The sequence below is a fragment of the Bryocella elongata genome (genome assembly GCF_900108185.1).
Classification (GTDB): Bacteria; Acidobacteriota; Terriglobia; order Terriglobales; family Acidobacteriaceae; genus Granulicella; species Granulicella elongata.
In genome coordinates this window covers 682,265-698,657 of record NZ_FNVA01000002.1, presented here as the reverse complement: position 1 = coordinate 698,657, position 16,393 = coordinate 682,265, and the positions used below count along the sequence as shown (strand labels likewise).

Genomic DNA, 16,393 nt, shown 5'->3' with positions numbered 1-16,393 from the left:
GCAACCCGGTCCAGCCTTCACGCCGCATCGTCGCGACGCGCTCGATCATCTCCGGCGAGGTCTGATGACGCAGCCGATGTGGCCGCGAACTCCGGTCGGCAAGCCCTTCCACACCCAACTCGCGATACCGCCTGACCCACTTGCCCGCGCTCTGGCGGCTGATCTTGAACTCGGCTGCCGCCTCGCTCAAGCTCAACCGCCCAGCCACAACCGCCTTCGCCAGCTGCTTCCGAATCGCAAACGTCGTCCGAGCCAAAGGATGAGATCGCATCAGAAAATCTCCCTGAAAAGACAATAACCTGATGCAAACTCACATTTACAGCGCATCGCAGGGCTCACAAACAGCGATGGCACGACCGGAGCCGTGCCATCGCCGTGTACGCGTTCGCAAGCTGCTACTCGTCGTTCTCGCGCAGCTTCGCCAGCACGCCAAAATCCTCCAGCGTGGTCGTATCGCCCTTCACCTCGCCAGTGGTCGCCAGCTCACGCAGGAGCCTCCGCATGATCTTGCCCGAGCGCGTCTTGGGCAACATCTGCGTGAAGCGCAGGTCGTCCGGCCGAGCCAGCGCTCCAATCTCCTTCGCGACCCACTTGCGCAACTCCTGCCGTAGCTCTTCGGTGGGCTCGTTGCCCTCTTCGAGCGTCACAAACGCGGCGATCGCCTGTCCCTTCAGCTCGTCAGGACGCCCCACCACGGCAGCCTCGGCCACCTTGCCATGCGCCACCAGCGCGCTTTCGATCTCCATTGTGCCCAGCCGGTGGCCGCTCACGTTGATCACGTCATCCACGCGACCCATCAGCCAGAAGCAACCGTCGGCGTCCCTCCGGGCTCCGTCGCCGGTGAAGTAGATGCCCTTGCCGTCGTGCCCCTTTACCTCGGAGAAGTACGTCTGCACATACCGCTCGTGGTCACCCCAGATCGTCCTTGCGATCGAAGGCCAGGGCTTCGAGATCACCAGCAGACCGCCCTGCCCCGCCGGAACCGGCTCACCCTCTTTGGTCACAATCTGCGGCGCCACACCGAAGAACGGCTTGGTCGCCGAGCCCGGCTTGGTCGATACCGCGCCCGGGATCGGCGCAATCAGGATCGAGCCCGTCTCCGTCTGCCACCAGGTGTCGACGATCGGGCAGCGCTCCTTGCCAATCTCGCGGTGATACCACATCCACGCCTCAGGATTGATCGGCTCGCCCACCGTGCCCAGCAACCGCAGGGAGCTCAGGTCGTGCTTCTTCACCCAGTCGTCGCCCCACTTGATGAACGCCCGGATCGCCGTCGGTGCGGTGTAGAAGATCGACACCTTGTGGTCGTCCACGATCTGCCAGAAGCGATCATTCGCCGGATAGTTCGGTGCCCCCTCATACATCAGCACGGTCGCACCGTTCTGCAGCGGGCCGTAGACCACGTAGCTGTGGCCCGTCACCCAGCCAATGTCCGCGGTGCACCAGTACACGTCCTCTTCCTTCAGGTCGAAGATGTACTTCGACGTCAGGTAGGTCTGCACCGAGTAGCCACCCGTCGTATGGACCAGCCCCTTCGGCTTGCCGGTCGTCCCGCTGGTGTACAGGATGTACAGCGGATCCTCGGAGTCCATGGGCTCTGCCGGGCAGAAGCCCGAAACCTTCGCCATCTCCTGGTGCCACCACACGTCCCGCCCCGGAGTCATCGAGATTCCCGAAGCCGCGTGAGGCGCGCGCTGATACACGATCACCCGCCGCACGTTCGGGCACTTCGCCATCGCCTCGTCGACGATCTGCTTCAGCTTCACCTCGCCGCCCCGGCGATAGCTGATGTCCTGCGTCAGGATGATCTGGCAGTCCGAGTCGTTTACGCGGTCCGAGATGGCATGAGCCGCGAACCCACCGAAGATGACCGAGTGAATCGCCCCGATGCGTGCACAGGAGAGCAGCGCAATCGCCAGCTCGGGCCCCAGGCCCATGTAGATCGCGACGCGGTCGCCCTTCTTCACTCCCTGCGCCTTCAGCACGTTGGCGAAACGCTGGACCTCCTCATGCAGCTGCCCATAAGTCAGCTTCCGAATCTCCTTCGGCCTGCCATCTTCGCCGCACAGCTCGCCCTCCCATAGCAGGGCGACCTTATCCTTCCGCGCACCCCGCGCGTGGCGATCGACGCAGTTGTGGCTCAGATTCAGCTTGCCGCCCGCAAACCACGTAGCGTCCGCGCCCGAGCCCTCGAGCACCGAAGTCCACGGCTCGAACCACTCCAACTCCCCGGCGGCCTTCGCCCAGAACGCATTCGGATCGGCGATGCTCTCCGCATACATGCGCTCGTAGGCCTCCGCGCTACCGATGTAAGCCTTGGCGGCGAACTCCGGGGGCGGCGGAAAGACCCGATCCTCGCGCATCAGCGAGTCGAAGGTCTGCGAAACAGCTTCAATGACGGGCTTTTCAGTACCTGGGGAAGACAAGGGAGGCGTTCATCTCCGAAAGAAATCTAAGAGCCACAAAGTTACGTGAACCCACCAGCGAGAGGCAACCGGTCACCGGGAACTGATGAAAACAAAGCTGATGAGTATCCATCCCCTTGGACAACCCGGCCCGGCCTCTGTCCAGCTTCAGGGCTGTACCGTTTTGGTATGGCACGATCGGCTCAAACTGGCACACACTAAAGTCACATGCGCGCGGGCCGATAGGTACCTCGCTATGTACGATGCCTTCCTCGCCCTCTCCTTCGCCGCGATGATCTTCACCCCGGCGATCGTTGCCTTCCACGTATCACGCAACGCTGAATCGCACCTGGAATAGCCGTCACGGCGGCGGTCGGCTCGGTGTGCCATTCTCAGAGAACACATGAGCTCCCTGCTGGCACCCTTCTTCGGCTTTTTCCTCGGCTTCGCGTTCGGCGTCGGTTGTGCCCTGGCCGTGATGTATTCCATCTACCTGGGTGGATATCGTGCTGCCGTCCGCGACGCGGCCCTGCCCGAGGCGCCGGAGCGGCTCCTGAAGCAGCGGGCCAAGCTCGCCTCAGCGCAATCCCACCCCTAGCTCTTCCCTAATTTTTTGCTGCGATCTCCGCCCGCAGCGATCGCACCTCGGCCGACAGCTCCTCGATGGCCTTCATCAGGTTCGACGAGTGAACTTCCTCGATCGACGGGTGCAACCCTCTGACATAGAACGTCCCATTGGGCTCCAGCACGCAGATTTCGACCTCTGCCGGATCGGTAAACCCGTTCTTGTTCAGCACCGAATACAGCTCCTCCATGGTAAGCGTCTCCTTCTTCAGCGCTTCCTCGTCGATCCTGCCCCGCTGCACCAGCGTGGTCGAACGGCCCTCCAGAGCCTCGTTGATTTTGGGCGCGCTGTAGAGAATCCGCATCAAAATCCAATTGATGGCCAGCAGTGAGAAGGCGCCGAGTATTCCGCCCGTCACGCTGTTATCGTCACCAATGATGGCGTTTTGCACGGTGTTGGAAAGACTTAGCAACACTACGAGATCAAACGGGTTCAACTGGGCGAGTTCACGCTTCCCGAAAAGCCGAAGGAACACGATCAGGCAAAGGTAGACCAGCACCGGCCGGATAATCTTCTCCAGGACCGGAACGGGAAGGTGGAACATGTTGGTAGACATGGTCTGTAGCACGGTGTGGGACATTTCGCTCCTGTAGGATGCGCAAAACGACTAAACGTGACGGCCAGGGCGTCGATAGAGAATTTGAGCGGGCCTGCTGCATTTTCGAACACTCCCGGCTTCCCTGGTACGGCCAAAGTGCATGAAATCCGGACATGCCGTTGAAACCAAAGTCCCGGAAAAACCGACCTAACGCGCAGCGAAACGGGTTCACTACTGATGGAAGGTATCGCTCCTTGAGCCTTCCATCCTACGCAACGCGACTCGTCGTACTCCGGGATTTACCCGGTTTTTGCGCGTATTTCTGATATTGTTCTGGTAACTTCGCAGTCCGTTGCCGGGCCCTCAACGAAGAAAGTTCACACCGCATGCCGAAGCCACTCCGCAGCGAAGATCCAAACCCGAAAAGCGTCCAGTTCTCCCACTTCGGCGTGCTCGATGATGGGACACGAAACAAGGGCGCTTTTGTCACGTCCATCGTCACCAACGTCTCCATCCTGCTCCTCCTGATCCTCGTGGGTAGCGTCGTGAAGAACGCCGTTGCGCCGAAGAAGGATGTCAAGGATCTGACGTACGTGAAGGTCGCCGAGCCGCCACCACCCCCTCCGCCACCACCGCCCCCTCCTGTCATCCTGCCGCCGCCCCCCGTGGTGGAGCGCAAGATCGACATGCCGAAGCCCATCGAGCCACCGCCCGAGATCAAGCCCATCGAGGTGCCGAAGCCGAAGCCCTTCGTTCCGGCTCCCGCCCCCCCGAAGGCTGTGAATCCTCCACCGGCTCCGGTGAAGGTGAACCTGGCCGCAGCTCCGGTGTCCGTCCCGAACCACGATGCGCATCCCTCTGCGGTACGTCTCGGCGCGACGGATAATCCCCTCAAGCCGCTTACCGGCCCCGCCGTCTCCAACGTGAACCTGGGAGTGAGCGGAGCCCCGGGCATGAGCGCCAGCAACGTCGGCAACGGCCCTCGCGCTGCTTCTGTGCAGCTCGGCAGCGGTTGCCCGAACTGCCAGAACATGAACGGGCGCGACTCCGGAAGTGCTCGTGTTGCCGGCGTCAAACTCGGCGTTCCCGGCGGTACCGGGCCGTTGAACTCCACAAACCGGACCAACCAGCCCGTCAACGTCCAGCTGCAGACGCAGCAGGCCCCGGCGCAGCAGGTCGCACGCATCGCCACTTCGCCTGTCACGGCCGTCCCGACCACCATCTTCAAGCCGAAGGCCACCTACACCGAAGAGGCCCGCTCCCAGCACATCGAGGGCATCGTTCAGGTCAGGATTCGCGTCATGCCGGATGGCTCAGTCGAAGTTCTCGGAATCGTCCCCGGCCGCGGCCTGGGACACGGCCTCGATCAATCGGCCGAAAACGCAGCCCGCGGAACCCGCTTCAAGCCTGCCACCGACGCGCAGGGTCACCCCGTCCCGTGGGAGGGCATCGTTCAGTTTCAGTTCCAGCTGAGCTGACCCGCCTTTCTCACAAACCGCGTCTAACGAAAGCGATATCCTGTCACAACCCGGAAAAACCACTCCGGTCGTGACAGGCTGCCGACCCCGAGTTCAACGCTCGGCATGCTCGAACGGATAGCCCCTCGCCGAAGGGTATCCCTGCAACGTTGAAGGAGCCTTACTCTCTATGACCCTCCGGACGAAACTCACCACTGCTGTGGCCTTGGCCGCTGTGCTCGCGCCCGCAATGGGGGCCCACGCCTTCCCGATCCTCGGTAAGAAAAAGGTCCAGGAAGATCCCTACGCCCGCAAGCTCACCCCAGCCCAAAGTGCGCTGGTCGACAAGTCGATCGTCCGCGAACAGCTCGTGGTCAAGACCCTCAAGGACCGCCTCCCGCTGGTCGAGACCTACGTCCAGAAGATGAAGGCCGACCCGATCATGTTCCAGTCGCCCGAGTCCGATCTGCACATGCTCGGCCGCGTCAACTTCGGCAAGGTCATCGACGACACCGCCTATGCCCAGGGCAAGGGTGTCGAAGAGAAGAAGACCGGCTTCTTCGGCAAGTTCAAGCACTCGATGAGCTACATCACGGGGCTCTCGAACACGCTGCACCTGACCTTCCACCAGTCGGGCTTCGTAGCCATGCTGCTGGTGGATTCCAACAGCTACAACCGCCAGACCTACACCTTCTCCTTCGTGCGCAATGAGTTCCTCGGCACGGTCCCGACGGTGGTCTTCGACGTCAAGCCGACCAAGAACAACGCCTATGGCCGCTTCTTCGGCCGCATCTGGGTCGAGCGCAACGGCGGCAACATCGTCCGCTTCGATGGTGACTTCGCCGGCTCCGACGCCGACCGCCGCGAGTTCTACCACTTCGATTCGTGGCGCACCAACGTGCAGGAAGGCCTCTGGCTCCCGACCGCTGTCTACATCGAGGAGACCGATCCCAAGAGCCCCACTCACGTGTTGAACTTCCGCGCGATCAACCACATCTGGGGCTACCAGCTGCGCGTGCCTGAGAACGCGGGCGAGAACGAGTCCGAGACCGTGATCGGCGCCAACGACGAGAGCAATCAGGCCACCGATCTCACCCCCCTCGGCGCCCAGCGCGAGTGGGTCCAGCAGGCCGAAGACAACGTCATCGAGCGCCTCTACACCGCTGGCCTCATCGATGCTCCTTCGCCCTTCGACAAGACCCTCGAAGCGCTGGCGAACAACATCCTCGTCTACAACAACATCCAGACCTCCCGTCCGCTTCGTGTCCGCACCCTGCTCACCGAGCCGCTGGAATCCGTCTCGATCGGCAACACCATCCTGGTCTCCAAGAGCCTCATCGACACCACCGCCGTCGCTTCGGCTGATGGCGCGCAGCAGATGGGCAATCTGAACGCTGTACTCGCCTTCCAGATCGCGCACATCATCCTCGGTCACCGCATCGACACCAAGTACGCCTTCTCTGATCGCCTGATGTTCCCACCCGAGTCCGCCTTCCAGCGTCTCCCGATGGGCCACACCGACAAGGACAACGCCGAGGCCGCCAAGGAAGCGATGAAGCTCCTGGGAGCCAAGGAACTCGCCGATGGCGCTCCGTTCTTCGGGCTCTACCTGCAGCAGCTGCAGGCCCGCCAGAAGGGTCTCAAGTCGCTCAACACACCGCAGATGGGCGACTCGCTCGTGAAGTCCGATGGCACCTTCTGGATGCAGGAGCTCGTTGCCAAGGGACCCAAGCTCGCGAACAACGACCTCAAGCAAGTCGCGGCTGAACCCCTCGGCCAGTTCCTCCGCTTCGACCCCTGGACCGACCAGGTGATCCAGATGCACACCTCGTACGAGCCTCTGCTGAGCGCTCGCGACAAGATGCCGTTTGAGATCACCCCGGTCTACGTGAAGCTCGGCTACTGGCAGCCACCGGCTCCCCCGCCAGCTGCCCCTGCAGCGGCGACGGCCCAGCCCGCGGACGCAGGCGCTCCTCCTGCGGCACAGCCGTCGGATGTGGTCGCTGCCCCTGCAACGCAGCCCGCAGATGCGACGGCAGGTGCGCAGACCGCGCCTCCAGCGACCGGCACCTCCAACCCTCCGCCACAGCAGTAAGCTCGCAGCAGATCAGCACCAGGCGCCCCGTAGGTCAGACCGGACTTGCGGGGCGCTCTTGTCAGAAGACGAACCTTTGGCCTCGCTCGTACGTTGAGCGCTATCGCTGACAGCCAACGCATTTTCAGTTAGATTGCAAGCGGGACAAATCAGCAGGCAGGTGGTTCATGAACTCTCATCACGCTATCAACGATGCCACCGTTCCTGACGATAGGAACCTCCGGGAGATCCTGAAGTGAAGCGCATTCTTACTGCCCTGCTGTTGAGTCTCAGCGCCGCAGCCGCCCTGGGCCAGGCTGGAAGCACCGCCAGCCGCAAGCTCGACCTCCAGGTCGGCGGCGGCTACTCCAACGGCAAGTCGGATTACACCCTCAACCGCCTCGGCGGCTTCATGATCTATGCCGACGCCGACTTCATGCGGCACATCGGCGTGGAGCTCAACTTCCACCAGATCTCAGACCCCAACAGCCCCGTATACGAGCGGACCTACGAGGCTGGCGCACGCTACTTCCGTGACTACGGCCGCTTCCGGCCCTACGTGAAGGGCCTTTACGGACGCGGCGTCTTCAACTCCCCCGTCTACGACTACTACGTTCAAGTGGCCTGCACCTCCGGTACCTGTACGTACCAGCTCGAAGAGACGAACTTCAATCTCGCCTACAACATGATGGTGGGCGGTGCCGGCGTGGATATCTCCATCGTGCCGCGCGTGAACGCGCGCGTCGACTACGAGTACCAGAAGTGGTTTTCCGGCCCGGGACTCACCAACGGCCTCACGCCGCAGATCATCTCCATCGGCGTTGCGTATCACTTCCCCGCCGGACGCCCCGTGGGTTACAACCACTAGACCGATCGCGGCCTAAGAACCAACCGAAAGATCGCGCGACTCAAGCACTCTACCGTACGTCTCAAGAGGCAGCATGATTCACGCGCCCGGGATTGCCACTGAAGCTTCGAACCTGGCAGCACGAGCGGCCCAGACGCCGCATGATGCTCTGCGGTTCTTCTTTCACCTCGGACTGGTCGGCCTGCTCTTCATCTCAGCGGTCGACAGCTCGTTTGTCCCGCTCCCCATCCCCGGCGTCACCGACATCATGATCATCTTCTATGCCGCGGGCAAGGAGAACGTCGTGCTGCTCGTGCTCGTGGCGACGCTGGGCTCAGCCGCCGGTGGACTCTTCTCCCACGCCGTCGGGCGAGCCGGTGGCATGGCCTTCCTGCAAAAGCACGTGCCGCCGCGCATCCTCAAGCGCGTCACGGCATGGATGGAACGCCACGCGATCCTCGCGGTCTCACTGCCCGCGATCCTTCCGCCACCGATGCCACTATCGCCGTTTGTACTCGCCGCGGGCGCAGTGCATATGTCGCGAAAGAAGTTCATGTGGGCCTTCACGCTCAGCAGGCTTGCGCGCCACTCCTTCGCTGCGTGGCTCGGCGTGCACTATGGCCGCGCCGTGCTGCGCGTGTGGAAGCACTTTTCCGCACAATGGGGAAAGCCCATCCTCATCGGCCTGTGGAGCTTCATCCTGATCTTCACCGCGATCGGGATCTGGCAGCTCTGGAAAACCTCAAAGTCGATGGATCTGCGGCGTGCTGCCTAAGCAGCCGTCGCTGCAGTCCTGCGTGGCGCGAACTTTCGCTTGTAATACGCAATCGTGAGGAAGATTGCAGGAACTCCCACCGCCGTCGGCCAAAGCCAGATGATCCATCGAGCATGCTGGATGTGGATCACCTGTGAGAGCGTCACCGCGCTGAACGCCGTCCAAGCCGCGATGTAGCTGCCGATGAAGTTCCCAAGGTGGTCATACCACCACCACATCTTCTCCCTGGGCTTTCTCACAAACCGCGTCATCTGTACCGACGAAAGCCGCATCCCCAGCAGCCCGAACACAATGGCGACGATGCCGAAGTTCTGCACCATCTCATTGTGAAACGCTCCCAGAAACGCGAGCATGAAACTCGCCGCGAACGTCAGCACCGCTGCGATCCAATCGACAGGCTGTGCGCTACCGCCGCTCGACAGGTTCTTCCACCGTGTCACCCTGTAGCCCGAGAACGCCGCGTAGAAGCTGAACACCGCCACCAGCGCCAGGAACAGCACCGGCCGATACAGCGCCATCGGCAACGCCGTCGCCGCGACCACTCCCATCGCCCACAGGTACACCATGCCCCAGCGCTTGTGCTGCTTGCCGCCCTTCGCTGTCATCAAGGCGACCGGCGCCAGCCCGAACGAAAGCGCACCGGCGGTGATGTGAATCGCGAGAAAGGCCTTCATCCATAGCGGATCAACGTGCATCACGTCTTCCTCCTTTGTCCCTCGTCTTTGCCTTCTCCAGCTTGTCGAGTTCGCGTAGTGTCTGCTCGCACCACGCTCTGGTCGCCGCCGCCTGCGCTTTGCCGAACTCCAGCGTCAGCTGCCAGTACGGCGCTGCCGGATGTGTCAGCATCTTTGCTGCAAGCTCGCGCTCGATAGGCCCGTAGCTCTCCAGTTCGCGCTTCGCAACGGCCAGGCGCTGCTCCACGGCCGCGCGCATCGCGCCCTTCGGGGCCTTGTCTCCGAAGAACAGCTTCAGCAGCAGCTCTTCCCGCCGAACCTGCAACCCGCAAGGCTCTGCGAGCCATTCGCGCAGCCGCACCTTCCCCGCGGGAGTGATCCTGTACTCCTTGCGCAGCCTCTGCCCCTCAGGCTGAAGCTCCCGCATCGTCACCAGGCCTTCATTGCTCAGCTTCTTCAGCGCGGGGTAGATCTGCCCAAAGCTCTCGCTCCAAAAGTTCGCGGTCGAACTTTCGATCTTCTGCCGGATGTCATAGCCCGACATCGGCCCAAGACTCAACCACCCCAGCAGCGATTCGGTGGCCGTGGTGCGGATGGGAACTGGATCCTCCGCACTCGATGCGCTCGACGCGCTCGAGTCTTCCCGACGGTTCGACGCACGCTCCGATCGGCTCTTCTTGGATGGCATGAGCAGTACACTAGCTATCTGCCAGATACATGTCAACCAGATTGATGCCGATGCCCGAAATCCACTCCCCTCGCTCTCCGATATGCTTCCCTCCTGCCCCAGCCGTGGGCCTCGGCAATCCCGGCCATACTCTGCTAAACTGAACCAGTGCCGGGTCCTACGTGACGCGATCCCGCCAACCCCGCCAGGTCCGGAAGGAAGCAACGGTAACGGGCCATCGCGGGCGCAGTAGGGTAACCCGGTACATTTTCTTTCTCTGCTCCAAACCCCAAAAACTCCATCCATCTCTCGCGCTCGTGTACTCCTGCGCGTACGATCAGGCTTGTCCATCGCAAGATTCTGCTGCCACAACGTCTCCGACGCGGCTCTCACGCGCCCAGACGGCCTTCCGTCAGCTAAGATTTCTAGTGGTGTCCGTGGAGGGTCCCAAGCTTTGAGTCTCACCCTGCAGCCTCGCAAGTCCGTGCGTGCAAAGATCTCGTCAGTCGGAACCTATGTTCCGCCTCGTCTGCTCACCAACGCAGATCTCGAGAAGATGGTCGAAACCAACGATCAGTGGATCGTCGAGCGCACCGGAATCCGGCAGCGTCACATCGTAGACAAGGGCGTCGCCACCAGCGATCTTGCAGTGGAAGCAGCAAAGGATTGCCTGGCCAGGCGCGGCATCGAGGGCAAGGAAGTCGAAGCCATCATCGTCGGCACCGTTACGCCCGACATGTTCTTCCCCGCCACCGCCTGCCTTGTGCAGAATCGTATCGGCGCCATCGGAGCCTGGGGCTTCGATCTCTCCGCAGCCTGCTCAGGCTTCATCTACGCACTGCAGATGGGCGCCAAGCTCATCGAAAGCGGAGCCCACAAGAAGGTCCTCGTCATCGGCGCCGACGTCATGAGCTCGATCCTCGACTACACGGACCGCACCACCTGCATCCTCTTCGGCGACGGCGCCGGCGCAGTGCTCCTTGAGCCCTGCGAAGAGGGCGAGACCGGCCTCATCGACTTCCTGCATGAGGTCGATGGCTCGGGCGCAGAGTCCCTCTACATGCCCGCAGGCGGAAGCGCTCTGCCCGCCAGCCACGAGAGCGTCGACAACCGCAAGCACTTCGTCCACCAGTCCGGCGGAGCGGTCTTCAAGGTTGCCACCCGCAAGATGGCCGAGCTCGCAGAAGAAGTTCTTCGCCGCAACGAGATCACCGCCGAAGACATCAAGCTCTTCATCCCACACCAGGCCAACCGCCGCATCATCGTAGCCACGGCAGAGCGCCTTGGCATGCCCGAAGAGAAGGTGCTCATCAACATCGACGAGTACGGCAACACCACCGGCGCCACCATCCCGCTGGCGATGCACACCGCGCTCGAGCGCAAGCTGCTGAAGAAGGGCGACCTCGTGCTTCTCGCCTCCTTCGGTGGCGGCTACACCATAGGGTCCACGCTGCTGCGCTGGGAGTTCTAGGCTCTGCGTCAGCGATTCGATCAATGATTCCGTCAAGCGGCACGCCTTTGGGTGTGCCGCTTTTCGTTGTGGCTCAAGGCAGGCTCGTTGCCTGATGATGGAGTCTGTCATGACGCGACTCCAGCTGCTCGCCCTCGCCGCCTCCACAACCTTCGTAGCCTCCACAGCCTTCGCACAGGACGTCCATGTGAAGGTGGATCCGCACGGTCACGGCTCCACGGCCTCGACCACCGACTACACGACGATCCAACAGGCGCTGGACCACGCGCCGGATGCGCCGCATGGCCGCATCTACATTGAGATCGTCCCCGGCATCTACCGCGAGCGCATCCACGTCACGCAGAACCGTCCGCGCGTGACCCTGCTGGGCAAAGGCGAAAAGCCCGAAGACGTCGTCATCGTTGCAGGGCAGAACGCGAAGATGGCCGGCGGCACCTTCTTCACGGAGACCGCAGAGATCAACGGCGACAACTTCGAGGCAGACAACATCACCTTCCAGAACGATGCCGGGCCGACAGGACAGGCCGTAGCAGCCTCCGTGCGCTCTGACCGTGCCGTCTTCAAGCACTGCCGCTTCCTCGGCGATCAGGACACTCTCTTCTCCGACTGGGGCCGCCAGTATTACGTCGACAGCTACGTTGAGGGCGGCGTCGACTTCATCTTCGGCAACGCCACCGCGGTCTTCGATCACAGCACCATCGTGGAGATCCGCAGCGGGCAGATCACCGCGCAGTCGCGCACCATGGAAGAGCAGAGCTCCGGTTACGTCATCGACCATTCGACGATCGAGCACCGTCCCTTGCCACCGCCTCCGGGCAAGCAGGCGCAGGAGGGCTTCGGCCTTGGCCGCCCGTGGCGCGACTACTCCCGCGTTGTCGTGATGAACTCCGAGCTGCCCGCCGACCTCACCGCGGCAGGCTGGTCTCTCTGGAATCGCGGCGACACCTCGACGAAGGCCTTCTATGCGGAGTTCAACAACAGCGGCCCGGGATGGAAGCCCAGGGAGCGCGCCTCGTGGGCGCACATCCTCAGCGCGAAGGAAGCAGCAGCCTTCGAGCCACGTTCCTTCCTTGCAAAGCCCAGCGCCGACGGTCGATCCATGCCTGTGAAGTGGGACCCGATCGCAGAGGCCGCGCGACTCCCCTAGCTTCCGACATAGCGACAAACTCGGCCAACTTCGCATCTCACGTTGCATGCAGATTGCTGACGCGAAGCGCGCGCCCGAGCGCCTGCTCACCTGGGCTCCGCTCCTCACAGGACTGGCCGCAAGCTACGGCCCCATCGCCTACAACTACGGCATCGCGCTGTACTTCCTCAGCTATGCGCACGGCTTCGTAAAGCGTGGCCTCGTGGGCGAGCTCTTTCTGCCCTTCGCACACTTCAGCGCGGGCGGCCTGCGCACCATCCAATTTGCCTTCACCTTCGCGCTCTTCGCGGCGACCTACTGGGTCTTCCGCGAGCTGCTCTTCGGCAGCACGCAAGACCGCGTCTTCGCTGGCGTCCTGCTCGCGGGCCCGGCAATCTTCTCGCACATCGCCATCATGTTTGAGCAGCCCGACGTCACGCTGCTTCTGCTGCTGCTCGTCATCGCCGCAGCCTTCATGCGCCTCAACCCAACAACCGCAGCCTTCGTCTCAACGCTGCTATCCTGCGTCGCGCTATTGGCTCATGAAGGCTATTCGCTTGCGTTGTATCCCTTCGTCGTCGCGACGCTCTGGATCGCATGCAGGCAAAGCAGACTCGCGTGGTGGATCGCAGTCCTCCAAGTCGCGCTCGTCACGGCTGCGTTCCTTGCGATCCTTCACTTCGGCACGTTGCGAGTCGCTCCCGAAGTCATCCTTGCCGACGCTGCACGTCGCAGCGATGTGCCCATCCAACGGCAGGTCTTCGACGTCATGCACTCCACGCTCGCGCAGCAACAGCAGCTCGTCGCGCACTTCTACGCGGGCCACGACTTCCGCATCCTGCTCGCAGTCTCGTTGGCCTTCACGCTGCCCTACGCGTGGCTGTTGCTGCAACTGTTGCGACGTGTCCTCCGTGCGCTTCACGCTACCACCCTGGACCTCGTCATCCTCTGCGCGCTCTTCCTTACTCCACTCGCGCTATGCGCCTTCGGCCACGACGTGGGCCGTTGGCAGAGTGACTGCGCGATCGACGCAACCTTCTTCCTCCTGGTGCTCGCAGTGACGGATCAACGAGCTCGCGCAGAGCTTCGCGCCTGGGCCTCCGATTCCACTCCACTGCTCTGGCTGGCGTGGTTCCTGCTGCTGGGGCCCATCGATGCCACGTCCCTTCGCTCCGTTGCCCATATGAGCGTGCTGTGGGCAGGCAACTAGCCGGCAGAAAGAGTGAATAGATGCAAGTTCGGCAGAAGACCTACAATCGACGGTGCATAGGAGCACCCATGTCCCGTTTCGCCCGCCCACTCGTCCTCGCCGCCTGTCTTTGCTCCACCCTCGTCTTCGCCCAGCAACCAACCGGCGTCCGTGTCCAGGACATCGACCGCTCCGTCATGCCCGGCGACGACTTCTATCTCTACGCAAACGGCGAGTGGCAGAAGAGCGCCGAGATCCCGGCAGACCGCACCGGCGTCGACGCCTTCAGCATCGTGGCCAATAAGACCGACGCCCAGCTGAAGGAGATCTTCGCGGAGCTCGCGAAGAACCCCGGCGCCGCAGGCTCGGACACACACAAGGTCGCCGACCTCTATGCCAGCTACATGGACGAAGCTGCGATGGAAGCGCATGGCCTCGCCAGCTTCAAGCCGAAGTTCGCCTCGATTGAAGGCATCAAGACCCGCGCCGAACTCGCACACGCGCTTGGTCTGAGCCTGCGCGCCGACACCGACGCGCTCAACAACACGCAGTTCCACACCGCAAACATCTTCGGCCTGTGGGTCGCTCCGGGCTTCAACGACTCCGAACATTACGCGCCCTACCTGATGCAGGGCGGGGGCAGCCTGCCATCGCCGGACTACTACCTCTCCGGCTCCGCCAAGATGAAGTCCGTCCGCGAGGCCTTCGTGAAGCATGCCGCGAAGATGTTCGCGCTCGCAGGCTTCGGCGATGCCGATGCCCGCGCCGCTCGCGTTCTCGCCCTCGAGACAGCGATCGCGAAGATTCAGCTCTCGCTCGCGGACTCCGAAGACATCAAGAAGGCCAACAATCTCTGGAACACCAGCGACTTCGCTGCGAAGGCTCCGGGGCTCGACTGGAAGGCGTTCTTCTCTGCGGCAGATCTCGGCACGCAGAAGCAGTTCTACGTATGGCAGCCCACCGCCATCATCGGCGAATCAGCGCTGGTCGCCTCCGATCCCATCGACGCCTGGAAGGACCTGCTGCTGCTGCACCTGCTCGATACACACGCCGCAGGGCTCTCCAAGGCCCTCGCCGACGAGCGCTTCGCCTTCTACGGCACCGTGATCACTGGCGCGCCGCAGCAGCGTCCTCGCGAGCAGCGCGCTGTGGCCTTTGCGAACGGCGCGATGGGCGATGCCGTTGGGCAGATCTACGTGAAACGCTATTTCTCCGCCGAGGCCAGGCAGCGCGCGCAGGCCATGGTCGCGAACCTCCTGCTCGCCTTCCACAAGCGGCTCGAGGCGCTTGACTGGATGACGCCGGCGACCAAAGCCGAAGCCATCAGGAAGCTCGATGCGCTGAAGGTCGGCGTAGGCTATCCCGATCACTGGCGCTCTTACACCGGCCTCGAGATCAAGTCCGACGACCTCGCTGGCAACATCTATCGCGCCAACCTCTTCGACTACCACTACAGCCTCTCGCGCATCGGCAAGCCCGTCGACCGCGCCGAGTGGTGCATGGAGCCGCAGCTGGTCAACGCGGTCAACCTGCCGCTCGACAACGGCCTCAACTTCCCCGCAGCCATCATGCAGCCGCCGTTCTTCGATGCCAGCGCTCCCGACGCTTACAACTACGGCGCGATCGGCGCCGTCATCGGCCACGAGATCTCGCACACCTTCGACTCCGAAGGCGCGGCCTTCGACTCCACGGGCAAGGTTCGCGACTGGTGGACACCCGCCGACTTCGCGCACTTCAAGCAGGTCACCGACGCGCTCGCAGCGCAGTTCGATGGCTACGAGCCGTTCCCCGGCATCCACGTCAACGGCCGTCAGACGCTGGGTGAGGACATCGCCGACCTCGGCGGCGTTGCGGCCTCGTACGATGCCTTCCACGCCGCGCTCAAGGGCAAGCCCGCAAAAGAGATCGACGGCCTCAGCGGCGATCAGCAGTTCTTCCTCGCCTTCGCCCAGATCTGGCGCACGAAGATGCGCGAGGCCACCGAGCGCGCCCGCCTGCTCACCGACCCTCACGCTCCCGGCCAGTACCGCGCCGAGACCGTGCGCAACTTCGACGCCTGGTACAAGGCCTTCGACGTCCAGCCCGGCGGCAAGCTCTACCTCACACCTGAGCAGCGCGTACGCATCTGGTAACCATGGTGAGAGACGAGATGCAAACCTTCGCATCTCGTCTCTCGCATCTCGTATCCTTATCAGGATGCCGCACCAACACCTCGCAGCCATCAAGCTTGGGACCGACCCCGTGGGACCGTTGCCCCCGGCCAGCTTTCATCGCACGCTCGATACCTGGCTCTACTGCCCCAAGTGCGAAGCGGCTTACTCCCTCGTCGCTCCCTATGACTGGGCCACCGACCGTTTCTTCGCAGACGATTCCCGCCGCTTCATCGTGCTGCTCCAGCGCGCCATCAACCGTGGCCACGGAGCAGGCCACCGCGTCACCCACTTCGACACCAACGGCGTCGCGGTAACTGCCCACACCAGGACCGAGCCCATCGAGCTTCCCTTACCTCCACGCCACATCATGTAGGGACACAAGGCTTTGCCGC

Annotated in this window: 16 protein-coding genes and 1 other RNA gene; 12 read left to right on the top strand and 5 right to left on the bottom strand. The window is 62.7% G+C overall.

Annotated elements, in window-relative coordinates; all coding sequences use genetic code 11:
* On the bottom strand, window positions 1-271 hold a 271-nt coding region (locus tag C4S68_RS09295; protein ID WP_146072091.1), incomplete at its 3' end, for a helix-turn-helix domain-containing protein.
* Between the two features lie 124 nt (window positions 272-395).
* A complete protein-coding gene (gene acs, locus C4S68_RS09290) occupies window positions 396-2,363 on the bottom strand; it encodes an acetate--CoA ligase (RefSeq protein ID WP_103932807.1) in 1,968 nt (655 codons plus the stop codon).
* Between the two features lie 148 nt (window positions 2,364-2,511).
* On the opposite strand from acs, the gene C4S68_RS09285 reads away from it, so the two are divergent.
* Together C4S68_RS09285 and C4S68_RS09280 are read left to right on the top strand one after the other, a co-directional pair.
* On the top strand, window positions 2,512-2,763 hold the full coding sequence (locus C4S68_RS09285) for a hypothetical protein (protein WP_146072090.1): 252 nt from the start codon (window positions 2,512-2,514) through the stop codon (window positions 2,761-2,763).
* A 45-nt stretch (window positions 2,764-2,808) separates the two neighbouring features.
* Complete coding sequence (locus C4S68_RS09280) at window positions 2,809-3,003, top strand: hypothetical protein (protein WP_103932741.1); 195 nt, start codon at window positions 2,809-2,811, stop codon at window positions 3,001-3,003.
* A 7-nt stretch (window positions 3,004-3,010) separates the two neighbouring features.
* Here the strand turns inward: C4S68_RS09280 and C4S68_RS09275 are convergent, their stop codons facing one another.
* On the bottom strand, window positions 3,011-3,586 hold the full coding sequence (locus tag C4S68_RS09275) for a DUF421 domain-containing protein (RefSeq protein WP_103932806.1): 576 nt from the start codon (window positions 3,584-3,586) through the stop codon (window positions 3,011-3,013).
* 368 nt (window positions 3,587-3,954) lie between these two features.
* Between C4S68_RS09275 and C4S68_RS09270 the strand changes: the two genes are divergently transcribed.
* The 4 genes from C4S68_RS09270 to C4S68_RS09255 all read left to right on the top strand — a co-directional run bounded on the left by C4S68_RS09270 (window position 3,955) and on the right by C4S68_RS09255 (window position 8,721).
* Window positions 3,955-5,046 carry an energy transducer TonB gene (locus tag C4S68_RS09270; protein WP_103932740.1) on the top strand — a complete coding sequence of 364 codons (1,092 nt, stop codon included), beginning with the start codon at window positions 3,955-3,957 and terminating at the stop codon, window positions 5,044-5,046.
* 169 nt (window positions 5,047-5,215) lie between these two features.
* Window positions 5,216-7,120 (top strand): hypothetical protein, encoded by a 1,905-nt coding sequence (locus C4S68_RS09265; protein WP_103932739.1) that lies wholly within the window; start codon window positions 5,216-5,218, stop codon window positions 7,118-7,120.
* A 235-nt stretch (window positions 7,121-7,355) separates the two neighbouring features.
* On the top strand, window positions 7,356-7,967 hold the full coding sequence (locus C4S68_RS09260) for an outer membrane protein (RefSeq protein ID WP_103932738.1): 612 nt from the start codon (window positions 7,356-7,358) through the stop codon (window positions 7,965-7,967).
* A 73-nt stretch (window positions 7,968-8,040) separates the two neighbouring features.
* Window positions 8,041-8,721 (top strand): YqaA family protein, encoded by a 681-nt coding sequence (locus tag C4S68_RS09255; protein ID WP_103932737.1) that lies wholly within the window; start codon window positions 8,041-8,043, stop codon window positions 8,719-8,721.
* Here the strand turns inward: C4S68_RS09255 and C4S68_RS09250 are convergent.
* On the bottom strand, window positions 8,718-9,416 hold the full coding sequence (locus C4S68_RS09250; RefSeq protein WP_103932736.1) for a DUF2306 domain-containing protein: 699 nt from the start codon (window positions 9,414-9,416) through the stop codon (window positions 8,718-8,720). The two genes, C4S68_RS09255 and C4S68_RS09250, sit on opposite strands and share 4 nt — an antisense overlap.
* The gene (locus C4S68_RS09245; protein WP_103932735.1) at window positions 9,406-10,083 is read right to left on the bottom strand and encodes a PadR family transcriptional regulator; all 678 of its coding nucleotides are present in this window, start codon (window positions 10,081-10,083) and stop codon (window positions 9,406-9,408) included. Before C4S68_RS09245 ends, C4S68_RS09250 begins: the two co-directional genes overlap by 11 nt.
* Window positions 10,084-10,231: 148 nt before the next feature.
* On the opposite strand from C4S68_RS09245, the gene ffs reads away from it, so the two are divergent.
* The 6 genes from ffs to C4S68_RS09215 all read left to right on the top strand — a co-directional run bounded on the left by ffs (window position 10,232) and on the right by C4S68_RS09215 (window position 16,374).
* Window positions 10,232-10,330, top strand: an RNA gene (gene ffs, locus C4S68_RS09240) — signal recognition particle sRNA small type.
* Between the two features lie 186 nt (window positions 10,331-10,516).
* Complete coding sequence (locus C4S68_RS09235; RefSeq protein WP_103932734.1) at window positions 10,517-11,533, top strand: beta-ketoacyl-ACP synthase III; 1,017 nt, start codon at window positions 10,517-10,519, stop codon at window positions 11,531-11,533.
* Between the two features lie 109 nt (window positions 11,534-11,642).
* A complete protein-coding gene (locus tag C4S68_RS09230; protein ID WP_103932733.1) occupies window positions 11,643-12,680 on the top strand; it encodes a pectinesterase family protein in 1,038 nt (345 codons plus the stop codon).
* A 46-nt stretch (window positions 12,681-12,726) separates the two neighbouring features.
* Window positions 12,727-13,869, top strand: a complete 1,143-nt coding sequence (locus C4S68_RS09225) for a hypothetical protein (protein ID WP_103932732.1) — start codon at window positions 12,727-12,729, stop codon at window positions 13,867-13,869.
* Window positions 13,870-13,937: 68 nt separating this feature from the next.
* Window positions 13,938-15,980 carry a M13 family metallopeptidase gene (locus tag C4S68_RS09220; RefSeq protein WP_103932731.1) on the top strand — a complete coding sequence of 681 codons (2,043 nt, stop codon included), beginning with the start codon at window positions 13,938-13,940 and terminating at the stop codon, window positions 15,978-15,980.
* Between the two features lie 64 nt (window positions 15,981-16,044).
* Window positions 16,045-16,374 (top strand): hypothetical protein, encoded by a 330-nt coding sequence (locus C4S68_RS09215; RefSeq protein WP_103932730.1) that lies wholly within the window; start codon window positions 16,045-16,047, stop codon window positions 16,372-16,374.
* Window positions 16,375-16,393 lie beyond the last annotated feature (19 nt).

What these genes read in the sequence shown, in the direction of transcription:
- C4S68_RS09245 (WP_103932735.1), bottom strand. Translation starts at nt 10,083, where the DNA reads ATGCCATCCAAGAAGAGCCGATCGGAGCGTGCGTCGAACCGTCGGGAA.
- C4S68_RS09270 (WP_103932740.1), top strand. Translation starts at nt 3,955, where the DNA reads ATGCCGAAGCCACTCCGCAGCGAAGATCCAAACCCGAAAAGCGTCCAG.
- C4S68_RS09265 (WP_103932739.1), top strand. Translation starts at nt 5,216, where the DNA reads ATGACCCTCCGGACGAAACTCACCACTGCTGTGGCCTTGGCCGCTGTG.
- C4S68_RS09275 (WP_103932806.1), bottom strand. Translation starts at nt 3,586, where the DNA reads ATGTCTACCAACATGTTCCACCTTCCCGTTCCGGTCCTGGAGAAGATT.
- C4S68_RS09255 (WP_103932737.1), top strand. Translation starts at nt 8,041, where the DNA reads ATGATTCACGCGCCCGGGATTGCCACTGAAGCTTCGAACCTGGCAGCA.
- acs (WP_103932807.1), bottom strand. Translation starts at nt 2,363, where the DNA reads ATGCGCGAGGATCGGGTCTTTCCGCCGCCCCCGGAGTTCGCCGCCAAG.
- C4S68_RS09230 (WP_103932733.1), top strand. Translation starts at nt 11,643, where the DNA reads ATGACGCGACTCCAGCTGCTCGCCCTCGCCGCCTCCACAACCTTCGTA.
- C4S68_RS09250 (WP_103932736.1), bottom strand. Translation starts at nt 9,416, where the DNA reads ATGCACGTTGATCCGCTATGGATGAAGGCCTTTCTCGCGATTCACATC.
- C4S68_RS09280 (WP_103932741.1), top strand. Translation starts at nt 2,809, where the DNA reads ATGAGCTCCCTGCTGGCACCCTTCTTCGGCTTTTTCCTCGGCTTCGCG.
- C4S68_RS09285 (WP_146072090.1), top strand. Translation starts at nt 2,512, where the DNA reads ATGAAAACAAAGCTGATGAGTATCCATCCCCTTGGACAACCCGGCCCG.
- C4S68_RS09215 (WP_103932730.1), top strand. Translation starts at nt 16,045, where the DNA reads ATGCCGCACCAACACCTCGCAGCCATCAAGCTTGGGACCGACCCCGTG.
- C4S68_RS09220 (WP_103932731.1), top strand. Translation starts at nt 13,938, where the DNA reads ATGTCCCGTTTCGCCCGCCCACTCGTCCTCGCCGCCTGTCTTTGCTCC.
- C4S68_RS09225 (WP_103932732.1), top strand. Translation starts at nt 12,727, where the DNA reads ATGCAGATTGCTGACGCGAAGCGCGCGCCCGAGCGCCTGCTCACCTGG.